At 75.5% G+C, this 22,312-nt stretch carries 18 protein-coding genes and 1 riboswitch; of the genes, 17 read left to right on the top strand and 1 reads right to left on the bottom strand.

All coding sequences use genetic code 11. The features are described 5' to 3' along the window. Window positions 1-18: 18 nt before the first annotated feature. From GA0070623_RS05315 to GA0070623_RS05290, 6 genes are read left to right on the top strand one after another with little or no spacing between them, the layout of a single operon-like run. Complete coding sequence (locus GA0070623_RS05315) at window positions 19-996, top strand: carbohydrate ABC transporter permease (RefSeq protein WP_089003917.1); 978 nt, start codon at window positions 19-21, stop codon at window positions 994-996. Next, window positions 996-1,877, top strand: a complete 882-nt coding sequence (locus GA0070623_RS05310; protein ID WP_067308091.1) for a carbohydrate ABC transporter permease — start codon at window positions 996-998, stop codon at window positions 1,875-1,877. The genes GA0070623_RS05315 and GA0070623_RS05310 overlap by 1 nt, the downstream gene beginning before the upstream one ends. Next, window positions 1,874-2,506: a hypothetical protein gene (locus GA0070623_RS05305; protein WP_067308094.1), complete on the top strand. Its 633-nt coding sequence runs from the start codon at window positions 1,874-1,876 to the stop codon at window positions 2,504-2,506. The genes GA0070623_RS05310 and GA0070623_RS05305 overlap by 4 nt, the downstream gene beginning before the upstream one ends. Beyond that, complete coding sequence (locus tag GA0070623_RS05300; protein WP_089003916.1) at window positions 2,503-3,450, top strand: DUF6807 domain-containing protein; 948 nt, start codon at window positions 2,503-2,505, stop codon at window positions 3,448-3,450. The genes GA0070623_RS05305 and GA0070623_RS05300 overlap by 4 nt, the downstream gene beginning before the upstream one ends. Further along, on the top strand, window positions 3,447-4,484 hold the full coding sequence (locus GA0070623_RS05295; RefSeq protein ID WP_231932668.1) for a sugar kinase: 1,038 nt from the start codon (window positions 3,447-3,449) through the stop codon (window positions 4,482-4,484). The genes GA0070623_RS05300 and GA0070623_RS05295 overlap by 4 nt, the downstream gene beginning before the upstream one ends. Further along, a complete protein-coding gene (locus tag GA0070623_RS05290; RefSeq protein WP_067308097.1) occupies window positions 4,481-5,089 on the top strand; it encodes a bifunctional 4-hydroxy-2-oxoglutarate aldolase/2-dehydro-3-deoxy-phosphogluconate aldolase in 609 nt (202 codons plus the stop codon). The genes GA0070623_RS05295 and GA0070623_RS05290 overlap by 4 nt, the downstream gene beginning before the upstream one ends. Window positions 5,090-5,132: 43 nt before the next feature. Here GA0070623_RS05290 and GA0070623_RS05285 read toward each other — a convergent pair whose 3' ends face one another. After that, window positions 5,133-6,149, bottom strand: a complete 1,017-nt coding sequence (locus GA0070623_RS05285) for a LacI family DNA-binding transcriptional regulator (RefSeq protein ID WP_067308099.1) — start codon at window positions 6,147-6,149, stop codon at window positions 5,133-5,135. A gap of 154 nt (window positions 6,150-6,303) precedes the next feature. Between GA0070623_RS05285 and GA0070623_RS05280 the strand changes: the two genes are divergently transcribed. The 11 genes from GA0070623_RS05280 (at window position 6,304) to GA0070623_RS05230 (ending at window position 22,272) form a co-directional block, all read left to right on the top strand. Further along, entirely contained in the window at window positions 6,304-7,455 is a 1,152-nt protein-coding gene (locus tag GA0070623_RS05280; RefSeq protein ID WP_067308102.1) for a Gfo/Idh/MocA family protein, read from the top strand. After that, the gene (locus tag GA0070623_RS05275; RefSeq protein ID WP_084261295.1) at window positions 7,452-8,600 is read left to right on the top strand and encodes a dihydrodipicolinate synthase family protein; all 1,149 of its coding nucleotides are present in this window, start codon (window positions 7,452-7,454) and stop codon (window positions 8,598-8,600) included. Before GA0070623_RS05280 ends, GA0070623_RS05275 begins: the two co-directional genes overlap by 4 nt. A gap of 77 nt (window positions 8,601-8,677) precedes the next feature. After that, entirely contained in the window at window positions 8,678-9,475 is a 798-nt protein-coding gene (locus GA0070623_RS05270; RefSeq protein WP_067308132.1) for a sugar phosphate isomerase/epimerase family protein, read from the top strand. A gap of 163 nt (window positions 9,476-9,638) precedes the next feature. After that, on the top strand, window positions 9,639-10,757 hold the full coding sequence (locus GA0070623_RS05265; protein ID WP_067308105.1) for an FUSC family protein: 1,119 nt from the start codon (window positions 9,639-9,641) through the stop codon (window positions 10,755-10,757). A 96-nt stretch (window positions 10,758-10,853) separates the two neighbouring features. Beyond that, window positions 10,854-12,077 carry an MFS transporter gene (locus GA0070623_RS05260; RefSeq protein ID WP_084261296.1) on the top strand — a complete coding sequence of 408 codons (1,224 nt, stop codon included), beginning with the start codon at window positions 10,854-10,856 and terminating at the stop codon, window positions 12,075-12,077. 73 nt (window positions 12,078-12,150) lie between these two features. After that, window positions 12,151-13,050, top strand: coding sequence for an aldo/keto reductase (locus GA0070623_RS05255; protein WP_067308107.1), 900 nt, complete (start codon window positions 12,151-12,153; stop codon window positions 13,048-13,050). An 89-nt stretch (window positions 13,051-13,139) separates the two neighbouring features. Next, a complete protein-coding gene (locus GA0070623_RS05250; protein ID WP_067308110.1) occupies window positions 13,140-13,475 on the top strand; it encodes a hypothetical protein in 336 nt (111 codons plus the stop codon). A gap of 218 nt (window positions 13,476-13,693) precedes the next feature. Next, window positions 13,694-13,870, top strand: a riboswitch (cobalamin riboswitch). 287 nt (window positions 13,871-14,157) lie between these two features. Then, window positions 14,158-17,862: a cobaltochelatase subunit CobN gene (gene cobN, locus GA0070623_RS05245; RefSeq protein WP_067308113.1), complete on the top strand. Its 3,705-nt coding sequence runs from the start codon at window positions 14,158-14,160 to the stop codon at window positions 17,860-17,862. Window positions 17,863-18,107: 245 nt separating this feature from the next. Then, complete coding sequence (locus tag GA0070623_RS05240; protein WP_089004265.1) at window positions 18,108-20,318, top strand: VWA domain-containing protein; 2,211 nt, start codon at window positions 18,108-18,110, stop codon at window positions 20,316-20,318. Then, window positions 20,318-20,929, top strand: a complete 612-nt coding sequence (gene cobO, locus GA0070623_RS05235) for a cob(I)yrinic acid a,c-diamide adenosyltransferase (protein ID WP_067312625.1) — start codon at window positions 20,318-20,320, stop codon at window positions 20,927-20,929. Before GA0070623_RS05240 ends, cobO begins: the two co-directional genes overlap by 1 nt. Beyond that, a complete protein-coding gene (locus GA0070623_RS05230; protein WP_407937967.1) occupies window positions 20,926-22,272 on the top strand; it encodes a cobyrinate a,c-diamide synthase in 1,347 nt (448 codons plus the stop codon). Before cobO ends, GA0070623_RS05230 begins: the two co-directional genes overlap by 4 nt. Window positions 22,273-22,312 lie beyond the last annotated feature (40 nt).

The following is a 22,312-nucleotide window of genomic DNA, read 5'->3' as shown; positions in this document are numbered from 1 at the left end:
ACGAAAGGAGCCGGACCCGTGGCCCTCACCACGGCACCCGGCCGGACCGGACGCACCGGTCCCGCCCGGCCCCACGCCAACCGGCGTCGGGCCGGGCGGGACCGGCACGCGGAAGGACTGGCGGGTTACGTATTCCTCTCGCCGTGGCTCATCGGACTGATGGGCGTCACGGCGGTCCCGATGCTGCTCTCGCTCTGGCTGAGCTTCACCAACTACGACATCCTCACCCCGCTGTCCGAGGTGGAGTGGGTCGGGCTGGCCAACTACGAGCGGATGTTCACCGCCGACCCGTCGTACTGGCACGCGGTCCGGGTGACGTTGACCTTCGCCCTGGTGGCCGTGCCGTTGAAGCTGGCCGCCGCGCTCGGCGTGGCGATGCTGCTCAACAAGGCGTGGCGGGGGGTGGGGCTGTTCCGGGCGCTGTTCTACCTGCCGTCGCTGCTCGGCGGCAGCGTCGCGCTGGCCATCGTCTGGGTCAACATGTTCAACCGGGACGGCGCGTTCAACTCGTTCCTCGCGCTGTTCGGCATCGAGGGGCTGCCCTGGGTCAGCGACCCGGACTGGGCGTTGCAGACCCTGATGGTGCTGGCCATCTGGCAGTTCGGCGCCCCGATGGTGATCTTCCTGGCCGGGCTCAAGCAGGTGCCCACCGAGCTGTACGAGGCGGCCTCCGTCGACGGCGCCGGCCGGTGGTCGCAGTTCTGGCACGTCACCCTGCCGATGCTCTCCCCGGTCATCTTCTTCAACCTGGTGCTGGAGACGATCAACGGCTTCCAGGGCTTCACCGCCGCGTTCGTGCTCAGCAACGGCACCGGCGGGCCGGTCGACTCCACCCTGATGTACACCCTGAAGCTCTACATCTCCGGCTTCACCGACCTGGAGATGGGCTACGCCTCGGCGATGGCCTGGGTCTTCCTGATCGCGATCGGCCTGATCACCGCGATCTTCTTCAGCACCGGGCGGTTCTGGGTGCACTACGCCGACGGGGAGAAGTGATGGTGGCGGTGACCTCGACGGCGCGGCGGCCCGGCCGCCGCCGGCAGCGCGGCCGGCAGGCCGTACGGCTGCTCGTGCTGGTGGTGATCGTGGCGGTGGTGCTCTACCCGCTGCTGTGGATGCTGGGCACCTCGGTCAAGTCGCAGGAAGAGATCGTCAACAACATCGGCCTGCTGCCCGAGCGGTTCACCCCGGGCAACTACACCGCCGGCTGGGGCAACTTCGACCTCAGCTTCGGCACCTTCTTCCTCAACAGCGCCATGGTCAGCCTGCTGACCGTGGTCGGCAACGCGGTCTCCTGCCTGCTCGCCGCGTACGCCTTCGCGAGGTTGCGGTTCCGGCTGCGGGGGATCTGGTTCGCCGTCATGATCGGCACCCTGCTGCTCCCCGGGCACGTGCTGATCGTGCCGCAGTACATCCTGTTCCGCAGCCTCGGCCTGGTCGGCGGGGAGTGGCCCTACCTGCCGCTGCTCATCCCGCAGTTCCTGGCCACCGAGGCGTTCTTCGTGTTCCTGATGGTGCAGTTCATGCGGGGCATCCCGCGCGAACTGGACGAGGCCGCCAAGATCGACGGGGCCAGCCCGTACGGCATCTTCCGGCACGTCATCCTGCCGCTGAGCCGCCCGGCGCTGGTCACCACGGCGATCTTCTCGTTCATCTGGACCTGGAACGACTTCTTCCGGCAACTGGTCTTCCTGTCCAGCCTGGACGACTACACGGTGCCGGTGGCGCTGACCCTGTTCATCGACTCCACCAGCCAGAGCGCGGTCGGCCCGATGTTCGCCATGTCGGTGCTGTCGCTGCTGCCGGTCTTCCTGTTCTTCCTGGCCTTCCAGCGGATGCTGGTCGAGGGCATCAACACCAGCGGGCTGAAGGGATGACCGCCGTCGGGGTGACGGAGCCGGCCGAGGCACCCCCGCGCCGGGACTGGCGGGACACCCTGCGCGACGCCACCGACCTGGCGCTGCTCGGGTTCGCCGTGACGCTGGCCGCGCTGCCGGTGCTCACCCTCGCCCCGGCCCTGGCCGCCGCCAGCGCCGCCCTGCACGACCGGCTGACCCTCGGCGGCTGGCCGGACCTGCGCACCACACTGTCCCGGTTCGGTCGGGCGCTTCCCTCCGGCCTGGCCGCCAGCGCCGTCGGGGTGGCCGTCGCCGTCGCGCTCGGCGTCGACCTGGTCGCCCTGGCCACCGGCCGGGTGCCCGGGGGCGGGGTCGCGCTGGCCGGCACCGCCGTGGTCACCGCCGCGCTGGCCGGGTACGCCGGACTGACCGTGGTCGCGGTCGGCCGAACCGGCGGGCGGGGCTGGCGGGACGCGGCCCGCGCCGCCGCCCGGACCGGCCTGGCCCGGCCGGGGACCTGGGCGGCGGCCGGCGGGGTCTGCGCGGTGGCCGCACTGTTGGGGATACTGGTCACCCCGGTGGCGGTGCCGATCCTGGCCGGTTATGCGCTGGCCGCCCTGCACGCCGTCGCCGCCCGCCGTCCCGCCCCCCGGATGGAGGCACCGTGACCGGTCACCCGCAGCCCAGCCCGACCCGCGCCGACCCGGACCCGACCGGGTCGGTCCCGCGTCAGGCCGGGGCCGACCCGCACCCGGCCGACCCGGGCGACGACGATCCCGCACTGCACCTCGGCGACGTCGAGGTGGCCCGGTACGTGGTCCGTCCCGACCTGGATCCCCGGCACGGTCCCCGGCCCTACCTGCACCCGGTGCGGACGCTGGCCGGCACCCCGGTCACCGACGCGTTCCCCGCCGACCACGTCTGGCACCTCGGGGCGTCGCTGGCCGTGCAGGACGTCGACGGCACCAACCTGTGGGGTGGCCGGACGTACGTGCGCGGCACCGGCTACACCTGGCGCGACGACCACGGGGTGATCGCGCACACGCAGTGGCGCGAGCGCACCCCGGACCGGTTGGCGCACACGTTGCAGTGGCGCGACCGGGCCGGCGGGGTGCTGCTCACCGAGCACCGCCGGCTCGCCGCGACCCCGGTGACGGCGGACGCCTGGGCGCTCGACGTCGACTACACCCTCACCGCCCCGGCCCAACGGGACGTCCCGCTGGGCAGCCCGGCCACCAACGGCCGACCCGGTGGGGCCGGCTACGGCGGGTTCTTCTGGCGGGCGGTCGCCGAGGGCGAGCCGACGGCGTTCACCATGGACGCCGACGGGGAGCAGGCGGCCAACGGCAGTGCCGCCCGCTGGGTGGCGCTGACCGGTGTCGCGCCCGGCGGTGGGGCGTACACCCTGGTCTTCACCGGGCTCGGGCTGGGCGACCGGTGGTTCGTGCGGACGGCGATGTACCCGGGGGTCTGCGTGGCCTTCGCCTTCGACCGGCCGGCGGTGGTGCCCGCCGGGGGCCGGCGGACCGGGCAGCACCGGGTGCTGGTCGCCGACGGGGTACGTGACCGGGCCGGCGTGACCGCCCTGCTCGCCGCCGCGGAGTCGGCGTGACCACCGACCGGCCGGACCCGGGGCCGCCGGTCGGGCCGGAGGTGGTCACCGTCGGTGAGTCGATGGTGGTGCTCAGCCCGGAGCCGACCGGGCCGCTGGAGGCCGCCGACCGCTTGGGCGTCTCGGTCGGCGGCGCCGAGTCCAACGTGGCCTCCGCGCTCGCCCGGCTCGGCCACCGGACGGCGTGGGTGAGCCGGGTCGGCGACGACCCGTTCGGCCGGCGGGTGCTGCGGCACGTCGCCGCCGCCGGGGTGGACACCAGCCTGGTCGCCGTCGACCCGGCCGCGCCGACCGGCGTCTACCTCAAGGACCCGACGCCCGGCGGCACCGCCGTGCACTACTACCGGTCCGGCTCGGCGGCCTCCCGGCTCGGCCCGCAGGTGCTGGACGACCCGGGGCTGGCCGGGGTCCGGCTGCTGCACCTGTCCGGGGTGACCGCCGCCCTCTCGCCGTCCTGCGCGGCCCTGGTCCGCCGGGCCGTCGCCGACCGGCCCTTGCCCGCCGCCCGGGTCGCCTTCGACGTCAACCACCGGGCCCGGCTCTGGTCGGCCGAGGTCGCCGCGCCGGTGCTGCGCGGGCTCGCCGACGCCGCCGACGTGGTGCTGGTCGGGCTGGACGAGGCGGGCGCCCTGTGGGGCGTCACCGACCCGGCCGCGGTGCGTGACCTGCTGCCCGGCCCGGACCTGGTGGTGGTCAAGGACGCCGACGTCGGCGTCACCGCGCTGCCCTGCACCGGACCGGACGTCTTCGTCCCCGCCCTGCGGGTGCCGGTGCACGAGCCGGTCGGGGCCGGCGACGCCTTCGCCGCCGGCTTCCTGTCGGGGCTGCTGCGCGGTCTCGACCTGGGCCGCTGCCTGCGGCTCGGGCATCTCTGCGCGGCCCCCACGCTGACCGTGGCGGGGGACACCGCCCCGCCGCCCCGCCGAGCCCTGGCCGATCGGCTCCTCGCGCTGCCGGCACCGGACTGGGCCAGCCTCGACCCGGTGGGCGTCGGCCTGCTCACCACCACCGCCACCGGAAGGAACGGTCGATGACCGCGCACGACTTCGCACCGCTGTTCGGCACCGCGCGGGTGATGGTGATCCTGCGCGACCTGCCGCCGATGGAGACCGTCCGGCTCGCCGAACGGGCCTGGGACCTCGGCATCGACGTGGTCGAGGTGCCGATCCGCACCCCGGACGCCACGCTCGCCCTGCGGGCGGCGGTGGAGGCCGGCAAGGACCGGGGCCGCCGGGTCGGGGCCGGCACGGTGCGGACCCCCGCCCAGGTACGGCAGGCCGCCAGCGCCGGGGCGGCCTTCACCGTCGCCCCCGGGCTGGACCTGGCGGTGGCCGACGCGGCGGTCAGCTACGGCATCCCGCACCTGCCCGGGGTGGCCACCCCGACCGAGGCGCAGCAGGCGCTCGACCACGGGCTGATCTGGCTCAAGGCGTTCCCCGCCGTCAGTCTCGGCCCACAGTGGTTCAAGGCGGTCGCCGGCCCGCTGCCCGAGCTGCGGTTCGTGGCGACCGGGGGGATCGACGCGGGTAACGCCGCCGACTTCCTCGCCGCCGGGGTGCGGGTGGTGGCGGTGGGTTCGGCGTTGTCCGACCCCCGGCAGATCGACCGGCTCGCCGAGCTGGCCGCCACGCCGGCCTGAGCCGGTGGGCGGATCCACCGCTGCGCGGTGGCCCCGGCGCGGATCAGGCCGGGGCCGGGCCGAGGCTGTCCCGGACGACCAGGGTGGCCGGCAGCACCTCCACCCGGGACCGGTCGGTGGCCGGGCCGAGGGCCAGGGTCATCGCCCGCGCGCCCAGCTCCACCAGCGGCAGCCGGACGGTGGTCAGCGCCGGGGTGACGTCGGCGGCGACCGGCATGTCGTCGAAGCCCACCACGGACACCCGTCCGGGGACCGGGACGTCGCGGGCGCGCAGCAGGGTCAGCGCGCCGACGGCCATCGAGTCGTTCAACGCCACCAGGGCGGTCAGCCCGGGGACGGCGTCGAGCAGTTCGCCGGCCGCGCGGGCGCCACCGTCGCGGTCGAAGTCGGCGTACCGGATCCGCTCCTCGGGCAGCGGGTGGCCGCCGTCGGCGAGCGCGGCGCGCAGCCCGTCGAGCCGGTCGGTGATGGTGGTGAGCACCCGGGGGCCGGCGACCACCCCGATCCGGGTGTGCCCCTGGCGCAGCAGCTCCGCGCCGAGCAGCCGGCCGCCGTCGGAGTTGGCCGGCATCACCGCGTCGCCCGGGTGCTCGTGCCGGCCGACCACCGCGACCCGGCCGCCGGTGGCCTGGTAGGCGGCCAGCTTCTCGGCGAGCCGGGCGGTGAAGGTGGCGTCGTGGTAGCCGGACCCGGCCAGCACGATCGCGGCGACCTGCTGGGCGCGGAGCATCTCGACGTACTCCAGCTCGCGTTCCGGGTCGCGGTAGCTGTTGCAGATGATGACCAGCCGGCCGTGGTCGGTGGCGACCCGTTGCAGGCCCCGGGTCAGCTCGGCGAAGTAGGGGTCGGAGACGTCGTGCACCACCACGCCGACCACGCTGCGCTGCGGCCGGGCCAGCAGCTGGGCGTGCGCGTTGGGGACGTAGCGCAGCTCGGCGACGGCCCGCAGCACCCGTTCGCGCAGCCGGTCGGCGACCGGCTTGCTGCTGCCGTTGATCACCCGGGAGGCGGTGGCGGGGGAGACCCCGGCCCGGCGGGCGACATCGGCCAGCGTCGCCATGGGCACCCCCGAAAGTGTCCGGCCCCGGGCCGGGGCGCGCGGTAGCGGACAGGTTACCGCAACGGTCCGGGCCGGCCCTTGCCCCGTGGTCGGGCTGCCACCTAGGCTGCTAGGAAAGCGCTTACCCACGTGTGGCAGAAGGGGAAGAACGACCATGACCCGAAGGTCGATCGGCATCATCGTCAACGGCGTCACCGGTCGGATGGGCTACCGCCAGCACCTGGTCCGCTCCCTGCTCGCCCTCCGCGAGCAGGGCGGCCTGGCGCTCGGCGACGGCACCCGGATCTGGCCCGAGCCGATCCTGGTCGGCCGGGACGAGACCCGGCTGCGGGCGGTCGCGGAACGGCACGGCCTCACCGACTGGACCACCGACCTCGCCGCCGCCCTGGCCCGCGACGACGCCGAGATCTACTTCGACGCCCAGGTGACCCAGCAGCGGGAGAAGGCGATCCGCCAGGCCATCGAGGCCGGCAAGCACGTCTACACCGAGAAGCCGCTCGCCGAGTCCAGCGCCGCCGCACTGGAACTGGTCCGGGCCGCCGACGCCGCAGGCATCCGCACCGGTGTCGTGCAGGACAAGCTCTTCCTGCCCGGGCTGCGCAAGCTCAAGCGGCTCATCGACGGCGGCTTCTTCGGCCGCATCCTGTCCGTCCGCGGCGAGTTCGGCTACTGGGTCTTCGAGGGCGACTGGCAGCCCGCCCAGCGGCCGTCGTGGAACTACCGCGCCGAGGACGGCGGCGGCATCGTGATGGACATGTTCCCGCACTGGCAGTACGTGCTGGAGGAGTTGTTCGCCCCGGTCCGGGCGGTCACCTGCGTCGCCGCCACCCACGTGCCGCAGCGGGTCGACGAGGCCGGCCGGCCCTACCGGGCCACCGCCGACGACGCCGCGTACGGCATCTTCGAACTCGACGGCGGGGTGGTCGCGGCGCTCAACTCGTCCTGGACCACCCGGGTGCACCGCGATGAACTCGTCGAGTTCCACGTCGACGGCACCGAGGGCAGCGCCGTCGCCGGACTGCGCCGCTGCCGGGTGCAGCACCGGGCGGTCACCCCGATGCCGGTCTGGAACCCGGACCTGCCCACCACCGAGGACTTCCGGGCACAGTGGACCGAGGTGCCCGACAACGAGGAGTTCGACAACGGCTTCAAGGCCCAGTGGGAGGCGTTCCTACGGCACGTCGTCACCGGCGCCCCGTTCAGCTGGGACTTCCTGGCCGGGGCGCGCGGCGTGCAACTCGCCGAACTGGGCCTGCGCTCGGCCCGCGAGGGCCGCCGGGTCGAGGTGCCGGAGCTGTCCCGGTGACCGCCGTCCGGCTGCCCGACGGCAGCACCCACCGGCTGCGCGGGGGCGCGGGCCACGCCCGGCCCGCCGGCCCGGCCACCAGCCGGGTGGCGTACGCCGCCGCGCACGTCGTCGCCGACCCGCGCGCGGAGAACGTCCCGGGCGCCCCGGCCGCCGTCGACTGGGAGGGCACGCTCGCCTTCCGGCACCACCTCTGGTCGTACGGCCTCGGGGTGGCCGAGGCGATGGACACCGCGCAGCGCGGCGCGGGCCTGGACCACCCGGCCACCCGGGAGCTGATCCGGCGCAGCGCCGCCGAGGCCCGCGCGGTCGGCGGCCGGATCGTCGCCGGGGTCGCCACCGACCAGCTCCCACCCGGGCCGGCGACGCTGCCCCAGGTGACCCGGGCCTACGCCGAGCAGCTCGCCGAGGTCAGCGCCGCCGGAGCCCGGCCGGTGCTGATGTGCAGCCGGCACCTGGCCGCCGCCGCCACCGGCCCCGACGACTACCTGCGGGTGTACGACGAGCTGCTCACCGCCGCCGACCAGCCGGTGGTGCTGCACTGGCTCGGCGACATGTTCGACCCGGCGCTGGCCGGCTACTGGGGCTCGGCCGACCTCGACGAGGCCACCGAGACGGTGCTGCACCTGATCAAGCAGCATCAGGGCCGGGTCGACGGGATCAAGGTGTCCCTGCTCGACGCCGACCGGGAGGTCGCGCTGCGCCGCCGGCTGCCCGCCGGGGTACGCCTCTACACCGGCGACGACTTCCACTACCCGGAGCTGATCCGGGGGGACGCGCAGGGCCACTCCGACGCGCTGCTCGGCGTCTTCGCCGCCATCGCCCCGGCCGCCGCCACCGCCCTCGCCGCCCTCGACGCCGGTGACCCGGACCGCTACGACGCGGCGTTCGCCCCGACCCTGCCGCTGGCCCGGCACCTGTTCGCCACGCCCACCTGGTTCTACAAGACCGGCATCGTGTTCCTGGCCTGGCTGGCCGGGCACCAGGAGCACTTCACCATGCTGGCCGGACAGCAGTCCGGCCGCTCCCCGGCGCACCTGGCCCGGCTGCTCGTCCTCGCCGACGACGCCGGGTTGCTCCCCGACGCGGAGCTGGCCGCCGCGCGGGCGCGGGCCTACCTCACGGTCGCCGGGGTGACCCAGTGACCGCCCCCGCGCTGCCCAGTGGTGACACGCCGGCCGGTGGGGCGACGCCGGCCGGGCGGGTGACGCCGGCCCCCGGGCTGGAGCGGTTCTCGTTCAACCAGGCCACCGCCCAGCACTGGCCGCTGGCCGAGGCGGTCGCCGGCTGCGCGGCGGCCGGCGTGACCGGCATCGGGCTGTGGCGGGAACCCGTCCAGGAGTACGGCCTCGACCGGGCGGCGCGGCTGGTCCGCTCCGCCGGGCTGACCGTCACCTCACTGTGCCGGGGTGGGTTCTTCACCACCCCGGACTGGTGGGACGAGAACCGGCGGGCCATCGAGGAGGCGGCCACCCTCGGCACCCGGGAACTCGTCCTGGTCTCCGGTGGACTGCCCGCCGGCAGCCGCGACCTCGACGGGGCCCGGCGACAGGTCACCGACGCGGTCGCCGCGCTCGCCGACGAGGCGGCGGCGGCCGGGGTACGGCTGGCCATCGAGCCGCTGCACCCGATGTTCAGCGCCGACCGGTGCGTGATCGCCACCCTCGGACAGGCGCTCGACATCGCCGAACGCTTCGACCCGGCGGTGGTCGGGGTGGTGGTCGACACCTACCACGTGTGGTGGGACGACACGGTGTACGCGCAGCTCGCCCGCGCCGGTGACCGGATCGCCGCGTTCCAGGTGGCGGACTGGGTGACCCCGCTGCCGGAGGGGGTGCTGCTCGGTCGGGCGCTGCCCGGCGAGGGCTGCGTGGAGCTGCGCCGGCTGCGCGAGGCGGTCGACGCCGCCGGGTACACCGGGCCGGTCGAGGTCGAGGTGTTCCAGGCCTCGCTCTGGTCCCGGCCCGGCCCGGACATCCTCGCCGCCACCATCGACGCGTACCTCGCGCACGTGCCCTGACACCACGTCGACCGGCGCCCGGTGGACGCCGCGCCGGCCGGACGGCTCGCTGACCCGGCCCACGTCGCCGACGCCCAGCTCCCCGCGCTGGCCAGCAGTGCCGTGCCGGGTCGGGGTGCTCCCGGCGCGGGCCGTAGCGTGAGGGGCGACCCGAGGAGGCGGCATGCTGCGGTGGAGCTGGTTGCGGACCGCCGCCGGCCGGCTGCGTGACGGCTGGCGGCCGGTCGTCGAGACGACCCTGGCGGCCACCGTGGCCTGGGTGCTGGCCACCCGGATCGTCGGCCACCCGCAGCCCTTCTTCGCCCCGGCCGCCGCCCTGATCGTTCTCGGTCAGGCGCGGGGTCAGCGGGTGCGCCGCGCGGTCGAGGTGGTGCTCGGGGTGGCTGCCGGTGTGCTCGTCGCCGACCTGGTGGTCCAGGCCCTCGGGCCGCGTACCACCTGGACGGTCTTCACGGTCATCCTGCTCACCATCGCCCTCGCGGTCGCGATCGGGGCGAGCACCGTCTCGGTGGTGCAGGCCGCCGTCTCCGCCCTCTACCTGGTGGTGGTCTCCCCGGTCACCGAGTCGCTGGTGCCGTTCCGGTTCGTCGACGCGTTGATCGGTGGCGGGGTGGCGGTGGTGGCCAGCCAGCTCATCGACGTCCGCCGGCCGCTCGCCCCGCTGGTCGCCGCGTTCTGGCGGACCTTCGACGACCTCGCCGCGGTGCTGGAGCAGGTGGCCGCCGCCCTCGACCGGCACGACGCGCCCGCCGCGGTGGCCGCCCTGGAGCAGGCCCGGCAGCTCGACGTGGAGCCGCTGCGCGATGCCGTCCTCGCCGCCGGTGAGGCGGTCCGGCTGCACGTCCGCCGTCGCCGGCACATCGGCCGGCTCCGCAGCGTGGACGCCTCCATTGGCCAGCTCGACTACGCGGTCCGCAACGTCCGGGTGCTGGCCAGGGCGGGGGTGACGTTCAGCCGGCTGCCCACCCCCGTCCCGCCCGAGCTGGGCGCCGCGCTGCGCGACCTGTCCCGGGCGGTCGAGGCGGCCGGTCGGGCGCTCGCGGCCGACCTGGAGGGCGCGGAGGAGGCCGGCGACCGGCACGCGGAGGACGCCGACCGGGCCGCCCTGGCGGCGGTGCGGACCGCCGGGCGGCTCTTCACCCCCGGCCAGAGCCTGCCGCTGGCGATGATCATCGGTCAGATCCGGGCCACCGCCATCGACCTGCTGCGCGGGGTACGCGCCGACGACGACGCCGCCGTGTTGGCCCGGGTGGACGAGGCGCTCGGGCTGCCCGCGGTCTGACGCGCCTGTGGTAAGGAGCGCATACCGCTTGTGGGCGTGACCGATCCGGTGTGGGATCAACGGCGGGAACGTCGTACCTGGAAGGACCCCACCCTCGTGAGCGTAACCAGCCCGCCCCCCAGCACCGTACCCGCAGCGGTGCTGGCCGCCCGCAACGGCGTCACCGTGGTCTTCGCCCTCAACGGGCTCGCCGTGGCCACCTGGTTCGCCCGGGTTCCCGCGGTCCGTGAGGCGCTCGGCCTCAGCGCCGGCCGGCTCGGGCTGCTGCTGCTGGCCATGTCCGGCGGCGCGGTGCTGGCGCTGACCAGCGCCGGCCTGGTGACCCAGCGGTTCGGCCCGGCCCGCACCGCGGTCGGCTCGACGGTGCTGGTCGCGGCCGGGCTGGCCGGAGTGGGCCTCGCCGCCGGCCCGTTCGAGTCACTGCCCGGCGTCGCGGTCGGCCTGTTCGCCCTCGGCTACGGCTCCGGCACCTGCGACGTGGCGATGAACGTCGAGGGCGCGGCGGTCGAGAAACGACTGGGTCGCACCATCCTGCCCCGGTTCCACGCCGCCTGGAGCCTCGGCTCGGTGGCCGGCGCGGGCCTCGGTGCCGGCGCGGCCCGGCTCGGGGTGCCGATCAGCGTCCACCTCGCGGTGCTGGCGGCGCTGGTGCTCGGCGGCACCCTGCTCGGCGCCAGCCGGTTCCTGCCCGCCGGGCACGCCGAGGACGGGTCGACCCGTCGCGGCGGCCTGCTCGCGGCCTGGCGGGAACCGCGCACCCTGCTCATCGGCGCGCTGGTGCTGGTGATGGCGTTCACCGAGGGCAGCGCGAACGACTGGCTGGCGGTCGCCTTCGTCGACGGCTACGGGGTCAGCGAGGCCGCCGGCGCCGCCGTCTTCGGGGTCTTCGTCGCCGGTATGACCATCGGCCGGACCGCCGGCACCGTGGCCATCGACCGCTGGGGTCGGGTGCCGGTGCTGATCGGCACGATCCTGCTCGCCGCCGCCGGCTCGCTGCTGGCGGTGCTGGCCGGTTCCGGCCCGCTCGCCGTCGTCGGGGTGGTCCTCTGGGGGCTCGGCGCGTCCCTCGGCTTCCCGGTCGGGATGAGCGCCGCCGCCGACGAGGAGGACCGGGCGCCGGCCCGGGTCAGCGTCGTCGCGGTGATCGGCTACACGTCGTTCCTGGCCAGCCCGCCGCTGCTGGGTCTGCTCGGTGACCGGGTCGGCATCCTGCACGCGCTGCTGGTGGTGCCGGTGCTGCTGATCCCGACGCTGGCCCTGGTGCCGGCGACCCGCCCGCCCGCCGGCCCGAAGCCCACCGCGCCGACAGTAAAAAGCTAGCAGTCACCGACCGTCACCGGTATCGGCTGCGCGCCCGATCACCCGGGCGGCCGGTGCTGGCTAGGGTCGCCGGATGCCGACCGAGATCACCGCCGCAGCGGCGGACCGCTGGACCCTGGGTGACCGCACCGTGCACCGACTGGGGTTCGGCACCATGCGGATCACCGTGCACCCCGACCGGGACCGGGCGGTGCGCCTGCTGCGCCAGGCCGTCGACCTGGGGATCGACCACCTCGACACCGCCGCCTTCTACGTCTCGCCGGGTGGCACGCTGGGGGTCGGCACCGGCCCCGCCCGGTACGCCACCGAGCTGATCCGCGCCGCGCTCGCCCCGTACCCGGAACACCTGGTCGTCGCCACCAAGGTCGGCATCCGGTACGACCCGGCCCTCGGCGTGCACGAGGAGGCCGGCCCGGCGCAGCTGCGCGCCCAGGTGGAGGAGAACCTGCGTCGCCTGGGCCGCGACCACCTCGACCTGGTCAACCTACGGATCGTCAGGCGCCCGCCACCGGACTCGATGGCGGAACGCTTCGGCGCGCTGGCCGAGATGCGCGACGCCGGACTGATCCGGCACCTGGGCCTGTCCAACGCCCGCCTCGACCACCTCGACGAGGCGCAGGGCATCGCCCCGGTGGTCTGCGTGCAGAACAACTACGCGCTGGACAACCGCGGTGACCAGGACGCCCTGATCCGCGAGTGCGCCGCCCGGGGGATCGCCTACGTGCCGTACTTCGCGTTGGCCGGGGCCAACCGGGAGGGCGGGGCGCGCACCGACCACGCCCCGGCGGTCCTCACCGTCGCCCGCGCCCACCACGCCACCCCGCAGCAGGTACGGCTCGCCTGGATCCTGCACCAGGGTCCGCACGTGCTGGCCATCCCCGGCACCGGGGATCCGGCCCACCTGGTCGAGAACGTCGCCGCCGGCGCGCTGCGGCTCACCCCCGACGACCTGACCGCCCTCGACCGGTCGTGACGGGTTCGCAGCAGAATGTCACCGAGTTCGCAGTGTCCTACCAGGTAAGGATGCTGCACTGGAGGGACGCCGAGGAGAGGAGCGGGCAGATGGGCTGGATCCACCGGCGGCCCTGGGTCGCCGAGAGCATCCCGACCAGGCTCGACCGGGAGGCCACCCGGGAGGACCTGACCGCGTTGACGGACTTCGTGACCACCCACCGTGGGGTGGAGTTCTATCTGGAACCCGAGACCACCGCCACCGACACCACAGTGGTGGCGATCGCGCACGACGGGGAGTGGATCCGCCGCCGTACCGGCTCCCCACGGGCGGCGGCGAAGCTGGCCCACCGGCACGCGGTGCCCCTCTACGAGGCGGCGAAGATCGGCTATCCGGAGCGGATGCGCGCCTGGAACCGGCTCCACCCCGAGCGCCGCGCCCGCTGACCGCCGCCCCCGCTGACCGCCGCCCCCGCTGGGCGCTGCCCTACTGAGCGCTGCCCCCGCCGATCGCCGCCCCCGCCGACCGCCGCGACCACCGACCGCCGTAGCCACCTGCCGCCAGCGGCACGGCTGCGGCGGTCGGTGCTGTTCGGCCTCGTCACGGGGGCGCCGGGAGCGCCGCCCGGCCGGCTGCCGCCGTTGACCCGGGGTAAGGAGTGTGGCAGCATTCGCGGCCTGACGGCAGTGAAGGAAGTCGGTGCGATTCCGACGCGGTCCCGCCACTGTCACCGGGGAGCGATCCCCCCTCGTGGGTCACGACCGTGCGTGTGCGGTTGGAAGGCCGGGGGTGAGCGTCGATCCGGGAGCCAGGATACTTCGGCCGTCGGAGAGAACCCCAGGGCGTGGACACCCGAGGAGGACCCGATGACGCGCAGCGTCGCCACCGGCCCGATGACGGCCGGTGATCCCCGCAGCATCGCCGAGCGTGTGCCGCCGCGTGCCGGCACCGTTCCCACCGTCGGCCGTCGCCGGGTCGGTTGGCCCGCTGGACACCGCTGACGCCCGGTCCGGTCGTCCCGCCGTCCGGCGGGGTGGTCCTGACCCCCGTCGCCGCTGACCGGCGTCCCTCCCGCCCCGACCGGCCCGGCCGCGTGGTCGAGCCGCTCGTCACTCTCCGGAGCCGCACGTGCACATCCTGCTGCTGTCCACCGCCGACACCGACCTGCTCGCCGCCCGCGCCAGCGCCGCCGACTACCGGCTCGCCAACCCCACCCGGGTCGAGCTGGACGCCGTGCCGACCCTGCTCGACGGGGTGGACCTGGCCGTGGTACGACTGCTCGGTGGGCGGCAGACGTGGCCGGACGGCCTCGCCGCGGTGCTCGGCTCCGGCGTGCCCACGATCGTGCTCGGCGGCGAGGCGGTGCCCGACGCGGAGCTGATGGCGGCCTCGACGGTGCCCTCCGGAGTGGCCACCGAAGCCCTGTCCTACCTGGTCGAAGGGGGTGCGGAGAACCTCGCCCAGCTGGCCCGGTTCCTCTCCGACACGGTCCTGCTCACCGGCGAGGGCTTCGCCCCGCCCACCCCCACCCCGCCCTACGGCATCCTCGACCGCCGCCCCACCCCCCGCCCGGCCACCGGGCACGGGGGACCATCGGACGGCGGCGGGCGGCCCACGGTGGGGATCGTCTTCTACCGGGCGCACGCGCTGGCCGGCAACACCGGCTTCGTCGAGACCCTCGCCGACGCGGTCGACGCGGCCGGCGGCGACCCGCTGCCGATCTTCTGCGGCTCGCTGCGCGGGCTCACCCCCGGCGACGGACCGCTGGACCTCTTCGCCCGGTGCGACGCCCTCGTCGTCACCGTCCTCGCCGCCGGGGGGACGGTCGCCGCCGACGCCTCCGGCGGCGGCGACGAGGACGCCTGGGACGTCGGCGCGCTGGCCGCCCTCGACGTGCCGGTGATCCAGGCGCTCTGCCTGACCAGCACCCGCGAGCAGTGGGCCGGCAGCGACGCCGGGCTCTCCCCGCTGGACGCGGCGATGCAGGTGGCCATCCCCGAGTTCGACGGCCGGATCGTCACCGTGCCGTTCTCGTTCAAACGGATCGACGCCGACGGGCTGTCGGTCTACGCCGCCGACGCCGAGCGGGCCGCCCGGGTCGCCGGGATAGCCGTCCGGCAGGCCCGACTGCGCCACCTGCGGCCCGCCGACCGGCGGCTGGCGATCGTGCTCAGCTCCTACCCGACGAAACACTCCCGGGTCGGCAACGCCGTCGGGCTGGACACCCCGGCCTCGGCGGTGCGGCTGCTCGCCGCCCTCGCCGCCGCCGGCTACCACCTCGGCGACGCGCCACCGCCCACCGACGGCGATGCGCTGATCCACGCGCTGATCGCCGCCGGTGGCCACGACGTCGAGTGGCTCACCCCGGAGCAGTTGTCCGCCGCCGAGGCCCGGGTGCCCGGGGAGACCTACCGGCGCTGGTTCGACCAGGTGCCGGCCGACCTGCGGGACCGGATCCGGGAACACTGGGGCGAGCCACCCGGCGGGCTCTACACCGACGGCGGGGACATCGTCCTGGCCGGGCTGCGCTTCGGCAACGTCACCCTGCTGATCCAGCCGCCACGCGGCTTCGGCGAGAACCCGATCGCCATCTACCACGACCCCGACCTGCCACCCAGCCACCACTACCTGGCCGCGTACCGGTGGCTGGCCGCACCCGTCGCCGACGGCGGCTTCGGCGCGGACGCGGTGGTGCACCTCGGCAAGCACGGCACCCTGGAGTGGCTGCCCGGCAAGGGCCTCGGGCTGGCCGCCGACTGCGCCCCCGACGCCGTGCTGGGCGACCTGCCACTGGTCTACCCGTTCATCGTCAACGATCCCGGCGAGGGCACCCAGGCCAAGCGGCGGGCGCACGCCGTCGTGGTCGACCACCTGGTGCCGCCGATGGCCCGCGCCGAGACCTACGGCGACCTGGCGAAACTCGAACAGCTCCTGGACGAGTACGCCACCGTGCAGGCGCTCGACCCGGCGAAGGTGCCGGTGGTCCGGGGCCAGATCTGGGAGCTGGTGCGCGCCGCCGAACTGCACCACGACCTGCACACCGAGGCGATGCCCGCCGCCGACGACTTCGACGACTTCGTGCTGCACCTCGACGGCTACCTGTGCGAGGTCAAGGACGTGCAGATCCGCGACGGACTGCACATCCTGGCCGAGGTGCCCACCGGGGAGGCCCGGGTCAACCTCGTCCTCGCCGTGCTGCGCGCCCCCCAGGTGTGGGGCGGCACCCGCACCCTGCCCGGCCTGCGGCAGGCCCTCGCCGCCGGCTATGGCCTGGACGAGCAGGCGCTGCTCGCCGAGCCCGGGGCGCGGGTGGCGGTGCCGGCGGCGCTGACCGACGTCGTGGACGGGCCGGCGGTCACCGCCGCCGACGCCGTGGACCTGATCGAGGCGCTGGCCCGGCGGCTCGTCCTCGGCATGGAGACCCTCGGGTGGGACGCCGACCGGGCCGACGCGGTGGTCGCCGAGGTGACCGGTGACGGCTGCCCCGACGTCGTCGAGGTGCTCCGCTTCGCCGCCCGGGAGGTGGTGCCCCGGCTGGACCGCACCACCGACGAGATCACCCACACCCTCGGTGCGCTCGCCGGCCGGTTCGTGCCGCCGGGGCCGTCCGGGTCGCCCACCCGGGGCCTGGTCAACGTGCTCCCCACCGGCCGCAACTTCTACTCGGTCGACCCGAAGGCGATCCCCAGCCGCAACGCCTGGGACGTCGGGGTGGCGCTGGCCGAGTCGCTGCTCGCCCGCTACCGCGCCGACACCGGGGAGTACCCCCGGTCGGTCGGGTTGACCGTCTGGGGCACCAGCGCCATGCGGACCCAGGGCGACGACATCGCCGAGGTGCTGGCCCTGCTCGGCTGCCGGCCGGTGTGGGACGACCGGTCGCGGCGGGTCACCGGCGTCGAGGTGGTGCCGACGGCGGAGCTGGGCCGGCCCCGGGTCGACGTGACGGTCCGCATCTCCGGCTTCTTCCGGGACGCCTTCCCGCACGTCGTCACGCTGCTCGACGACGCCGTCCGGCTGGTCGCCGCCCTCGACGAGCCGGCCGGGGAGAACTACCTGCGGGCGCACGTGGCCGCCGACCTCGCCACGCACGGCGACGAGCGGCGGGCCACCGCCCGGATCTTCGGCTCCAAGCCGGGGGCGTACGGGGCGGGGCTGCTGCCGCTGATCGACGCCCGGAGCTGGCGCACCGACGCCGACCTCGCCGAGGTGTACGCCGTCTGGGGCGGCTACGCCTACGGCCGGGGGCTGGACGGGCGGGAGGCACGGGCCGACATGGAACGCTCCTTCGCCCGGATCGCGGTGGCGGCCAAGAACCAGGACACCCGCGAGCACGACATCGTCGACTCCGACGACTACTTCCAGTACCACGGTGGGATGGTGGCGATGGTCCGGCACCTGACCGGGGCCGCCCCGGCCGCCTACGTGGGCGACTCGGCGATGCCCCACGACGTACGCACCCGCACCCTCGGCGAGGAGACCCGGCGGGTGTTCCGGGCCCGGGTGGTCAACCCGAAGTGGATCGCCGCGATGCGCCGGCACGGCTACAAGGGCGCGTTCGAGCTGGCCGCCACCGTGGACTACCTGTTCGGCTACGACGCCACCGCCGGCGTCGTCGACGACTGGATGTACGAGCAGCTCGCCGAGGCGTACCTGTTCGACGAGCCGACCCGGGAGTTCCTGGAACGGTCGAACCCGTGGGCGCTGCGCGGCATCACCGAACGGCTGCTGGAGGCCGCCGACCGGGGCCTGTGGGCCGCACCCGACCCCGCCACCCTGGACCGTCTCCGCGAGACGTACCTGGCCACCGAGGGCGACCTGGAGGAGCGACAGTGAGCGCGAGGAGTGAGCCGGGTTTGCGAGCCCCGCAGTCGCGAACGGAAGGACCACGGTGAGCGCGAGGAGTGAGCCGGGTTTGCGAGCCCCGCAGTCGCGAACGGAAGGACCACGGTGAGCGCGAGGAGTGAGCCGGGTTTGCGAGCCCCGCAGTCGCGAACGGAAGGACCACGGTGAGCGCGAGGAGTGAGCCTGTGGGGGTGCGGAGTGACGGGGGCGGCTACCCGTTCTCGGCCGTGCTGGGGATGGACGATATGCGGCTGGCGCTGCTGCTCAACGCGGTCAGCCCGGCGATCGGCGGGGTGCTCGTCCGGGGCGAGAAGGGGACCGCCAAGTCGACCGCCGTGCGCGCCCTGGCCGCCCTGCTCCCGCCGGTGGACCGGGTCGCCGGCTGCCGGTTCGGCTGCGACCCGGCCGCCCCCGACCCGACCTGCCCGGACGGCCCGCACCCGGCGGCCGGGCCGGTCGAGCGGCGGCCGGCCCGGTTGGTGGAGCTGCCGGTCGGCGCCGCCGAGGACCGGGTGGTGGGCTCGCTCGACCTGGAGAAGGCCCTCGCCGAGGGGGTACGCGCCTTCGAGCCCGGCCTGCTCGCCGCCGCACACCGGGGGGTGCTCTACGTCGACGAGGTGAACCTGCTCCACGACCATCTGGTCGACCTGCTCCTGGACGCCGCGGCGATGGGCCGCTGCCACGTCGAGCGGGAAGGGGTCTCGGTGAGCCATGCCGCCCGGTTCCTGCTGGTCGGCACGATGAACCCGGAGGAGGGGGAGCTGCGTCCGCAGCTGCTGGACCGGTTCGGGCTCACCGTCGAGGTGGCCGCCAGCCGTGATCCGGCCGTCCGGGTGGAGGTGGTGCGCCGACGGCTCGCCGCCGACGCCGATCCGGCCGGGTTCGCCGCCCGGTGGGCCGCTGCCGACGCCGAGGTGGCCGCCCGGGTCGCCGCCGCCCGGGGCCGGCTCGACCGGGTGCTGCTGCCCGACGCCGCGCTGCGGCAGATCGCCGAGGTCTGTGCCGCGTTCGACGTCGACGGGATGCGCGCCGACATCGTCACCGCCCGCACCGCGGTGGCGCACGCCGCCTGGCAGGGCCGGGACCGGGTGACCGCCGACGACGTACGGGTCGCCGCCCGGCTCGCCCTGCCGCACCGCCGTCGCCGCGACCCGTTCGACACCCCGGGCCTGGACGAGAAGCGCCTCGACGAGGCGTTGCAGCGGGCCCGCGACGAGTACCCCGACGACGAGCCGCCCGGCACCGGCCCGTCCGGCCCGGACGACCCCTCCGACGGGCCGGACGGCTCCGGCCCGGGTGGACCGGGCGGCCCTCCGACCGGCGGGACCGGCCCGGGTGGACCCGGTGCCGACCGGCGGTACCCCGGCGCTGACGGGCCGCACGCCGGCGGTGACCACCGCGGCGGACCGGCGGACACCGCCGACGAGCGTCCCGCCGGGGACCGGTCGACCCACGACCGGGACCTCCGCGACAGTGGGCCGGACCAGGGCGACGACTCCCGGGCCGACGGGTGGTCGGGACCGTCCGGGGCCGGGTCCGACCGGTCCGAGGGCGGTGCGGGACGGCCCGGTCGGCCGGGCGGCGGCGCGGACGCCGGTGAGCCGGCGGCCGGTGGGTCCTCGGTGGCCGTACCCCAGCGGGGGATGACGGCCCGGTTGTTCACCGCGCCGGGGGTGGGTGACGGGGTGCCCGGCCGGCGGTCGCGGGCCCGGACCGGGCGGGGGCGGACCACCGGCGCGCGGGTGCCGGCCGGTCGGCCCGCCGCGGTGCACCTGCCGGCGACCCTGCGCGCCGCCGCCCCGCACCAGGCCGGGCGGGGCCGGCGCGGGGGCCGGCTGCTGGTGCGCCCCGACGACCTGCGGGAGGCGGTCCGGGAGGGCCGCGAGGGCAACCTGGTGCTGTTCGTGGTCGACGCCAGCGGGTCGATGGGGGCGCGGCAGCGGATGTCGGCGGTGAAGGGCGCGGTGCTCGCCCTGCTCACCGACGCCTACCAGCGCCGGGACACGGTGGCGGTGGTCGCCTTCCGGGGCACTGGCGCACAGGTGGTGCTGCCGGCGACCTCCTCGGTGCTGGCCGCCTCGGCGCGACTGGCCGAGCTGCCCACCGGCGGGCGTACCCCGCTGGCGGAGGGGTTGCTCGCCGCCGCCGACCTGCTGCGGGTGCAGCGGCTGCGAGATCCGCGACGGCGCCCGCTGGTGCTGGTGGTCACCGACGGCCGGGCCACCGCCGGCACCCGGCCGCTGGAGCGGTCGGCGCGGGCCGCGGCCGTCCTGGCCGCCACCGGTGCGCCGTGCGTGGTGGTCGACTGCGAGGCCGGTCCGGTCCGGCTGCACCTGGCCCGCCGGCTCGCCGGCCAGCTCGGCGCGGCCCATCACCATCTCGACACGGTGGCCGCCGACCCGCTGGCCGGTCTCGCCACCGTCGGATCGCCCGGAAGGGTGCGCTGATGCCACAGGGAAAGCCGGAGCACGTGCCCGCCGACGGGTTGACCACCCGACAGCGGCGGCACCGCCCGCTCACCATCGTCCACACCGGACAGATGAAGGGGAAGTCCACCGCCGCCTTCGGCCTGGCGCTGCGGGCCTGGACGGCCGGGCTGCCGATCGGGGTGTTCCAGTTCGTCAAGAGCGCCAAGTGGCGGGTCGGCGAGGAGAACGCCTTCCGGGCACTGGGGCAGGTGCACGCCGACACCGGCCAGGGTGCCCCGGTCGCCTGGCACAAGATGGGCGAGGGCTGGTCGTGGATCCAGCGCGGCGGCGAGGCCGACCACGCCGCCGACGCCCTGGAGGGCTGGCGGCAGATCCAGCGCGACCTGGCCGCGGAGCGCTACGGCCTGTACGTCCTGGACGAGTTCACCTACCCGATGAAGTGGGGCTGGGTGGACGTCGACGAGGTGGTCGACACCCTCACCCACCGACCCGGCTTCCAGCACGTGGTGATCACCGGCCGGGACGCCGACCCGCGCCTGGTCGGGGCGGCCGACCTGGTCGCCGAGCTGACCAAGGTCAAGCACCCGATGGACGCCGGCCAGAAGGGCCAGAAGGGCATCGAGTGGTGACGGCACTGCCGCGGCTGGTGGTCGCCGCCCCGGCCAGTGGGCACGGCAAGACCACGGTGACCACCGGTCTGCTCGCCGCGCTGCGCCGTCGGGGTCTCGCGGTCAGCCCGCACAAGGTCGGCCCCGACTACATCGACCCCGGGTACCACGCGCTCGCCGCCGGTCGTCCCGGCCGCAACCTGGACCCGTGGCTGGTCGGCGAGGAGTTGGTCGTCCCGCTGCTGCGGCACGGCGCGAGCGTCCCCGTCCCCGCCGACGTCGCGGTGGTCGAAGGGGTGATGGGGCTGCACGACGGGGCGGTCGGCCGGGCCGGGTACGCCTCCACCGCCCACGTCGCCACACTGGTCGACGCGCCCGTGCTGCTGGTCCTGGACACCACCGCGCAGGGGCGGTCGGCCGCCGCGCTGGTGCTCGGCATGCGCGCCTTCGACCCGGCGGTACGGATCGGCGGGGTGATCCTCAACCGGGTCGGCTCGCCCCGGCACGAGACCCTGCTGCGCGACGCGCTGGCCGAGGTGGACGTGCCGGTGCTCGGGGCGGTCACCCGGGCCGTCGAGGTGGCCGCGCCGGCCCGGCACCTGGGGCTGGTGCCGGTCGCCGAACGGGCCCCGGAGTCGCTGGCCGTGGTCGAGGCGCTCGCCGGGCTCGTCGAGGCCACCGTCGACCTCGACGCGGTGCTCGCCCTGGCCCGCAGCGCACCCCCGTTGACAGTGGACGCCTGGGATCCGGTGACGGCCGTCGGCGGCCCGACCGGCGGGGACCGTCCGGTCGTCGCGGTCGCCGCCGGAGCGGCCTTCACCTTCTCGTACGCCGAGACCACCGAACTGCTCACCGCGGCCGGGGCGACGGTGGCGCCGTTCGACCCGCTGCGGGATCCGGCCCTGCCCGCCGGCACCCGGGCGGTGGTCATCGGTGGCGGCTTCCCCGAGGTGCACGTGGAGGCGCTGAGCGCCAACACCGGGCTCCGCGCCGAGCTGGCCGACTTCGCCGGACCGGTGGTCGCCGAGTGCGCCGGGCTGCTCTACCTCGGCCGTTCCCTGGACGGGGTGCCGATGTGCGGCCGGCTCGACCACCACGCCCGGATGACCGGCCGGCTCACCCTCGGCTACCGCGAGGCGGTCGCCGCCACCGACTCCCCGGTCCACCCGGCCGGTGAGCCGGTACGCGGCCACGAGTTCCACCGCACCGTCACCGACCCCGGGCACGGCGACCGGCCCGCCTGGCACTGGGACGGCACCGGCCACGGTTTCGTCACCGGCCAGGTGCACGCCTCCTACCTGCACACCCACTGGGCGGGTCACCCCCGGGCCGCTCGCCGGCTGGTCGAGGCGGCGGCCCGGTGACCGCCGCCGGTGCGGGTCGTCCGCCCGCTGACGTGGCCGG

Source organism: Micromonospora rifamycinica (genome assembly GCF_900090265.1).
In the GTDB taxonomy this organism is placed as follows: Bacteria; Actinomycetota; Actinomycetes; order Mycobacteriales; family Micromonosporaceae; genus Micromonospora; species Micromonospora rifamycinica.
This window is presented reverse-complemented; position numbering and strand designations above follow the sequence as displayed.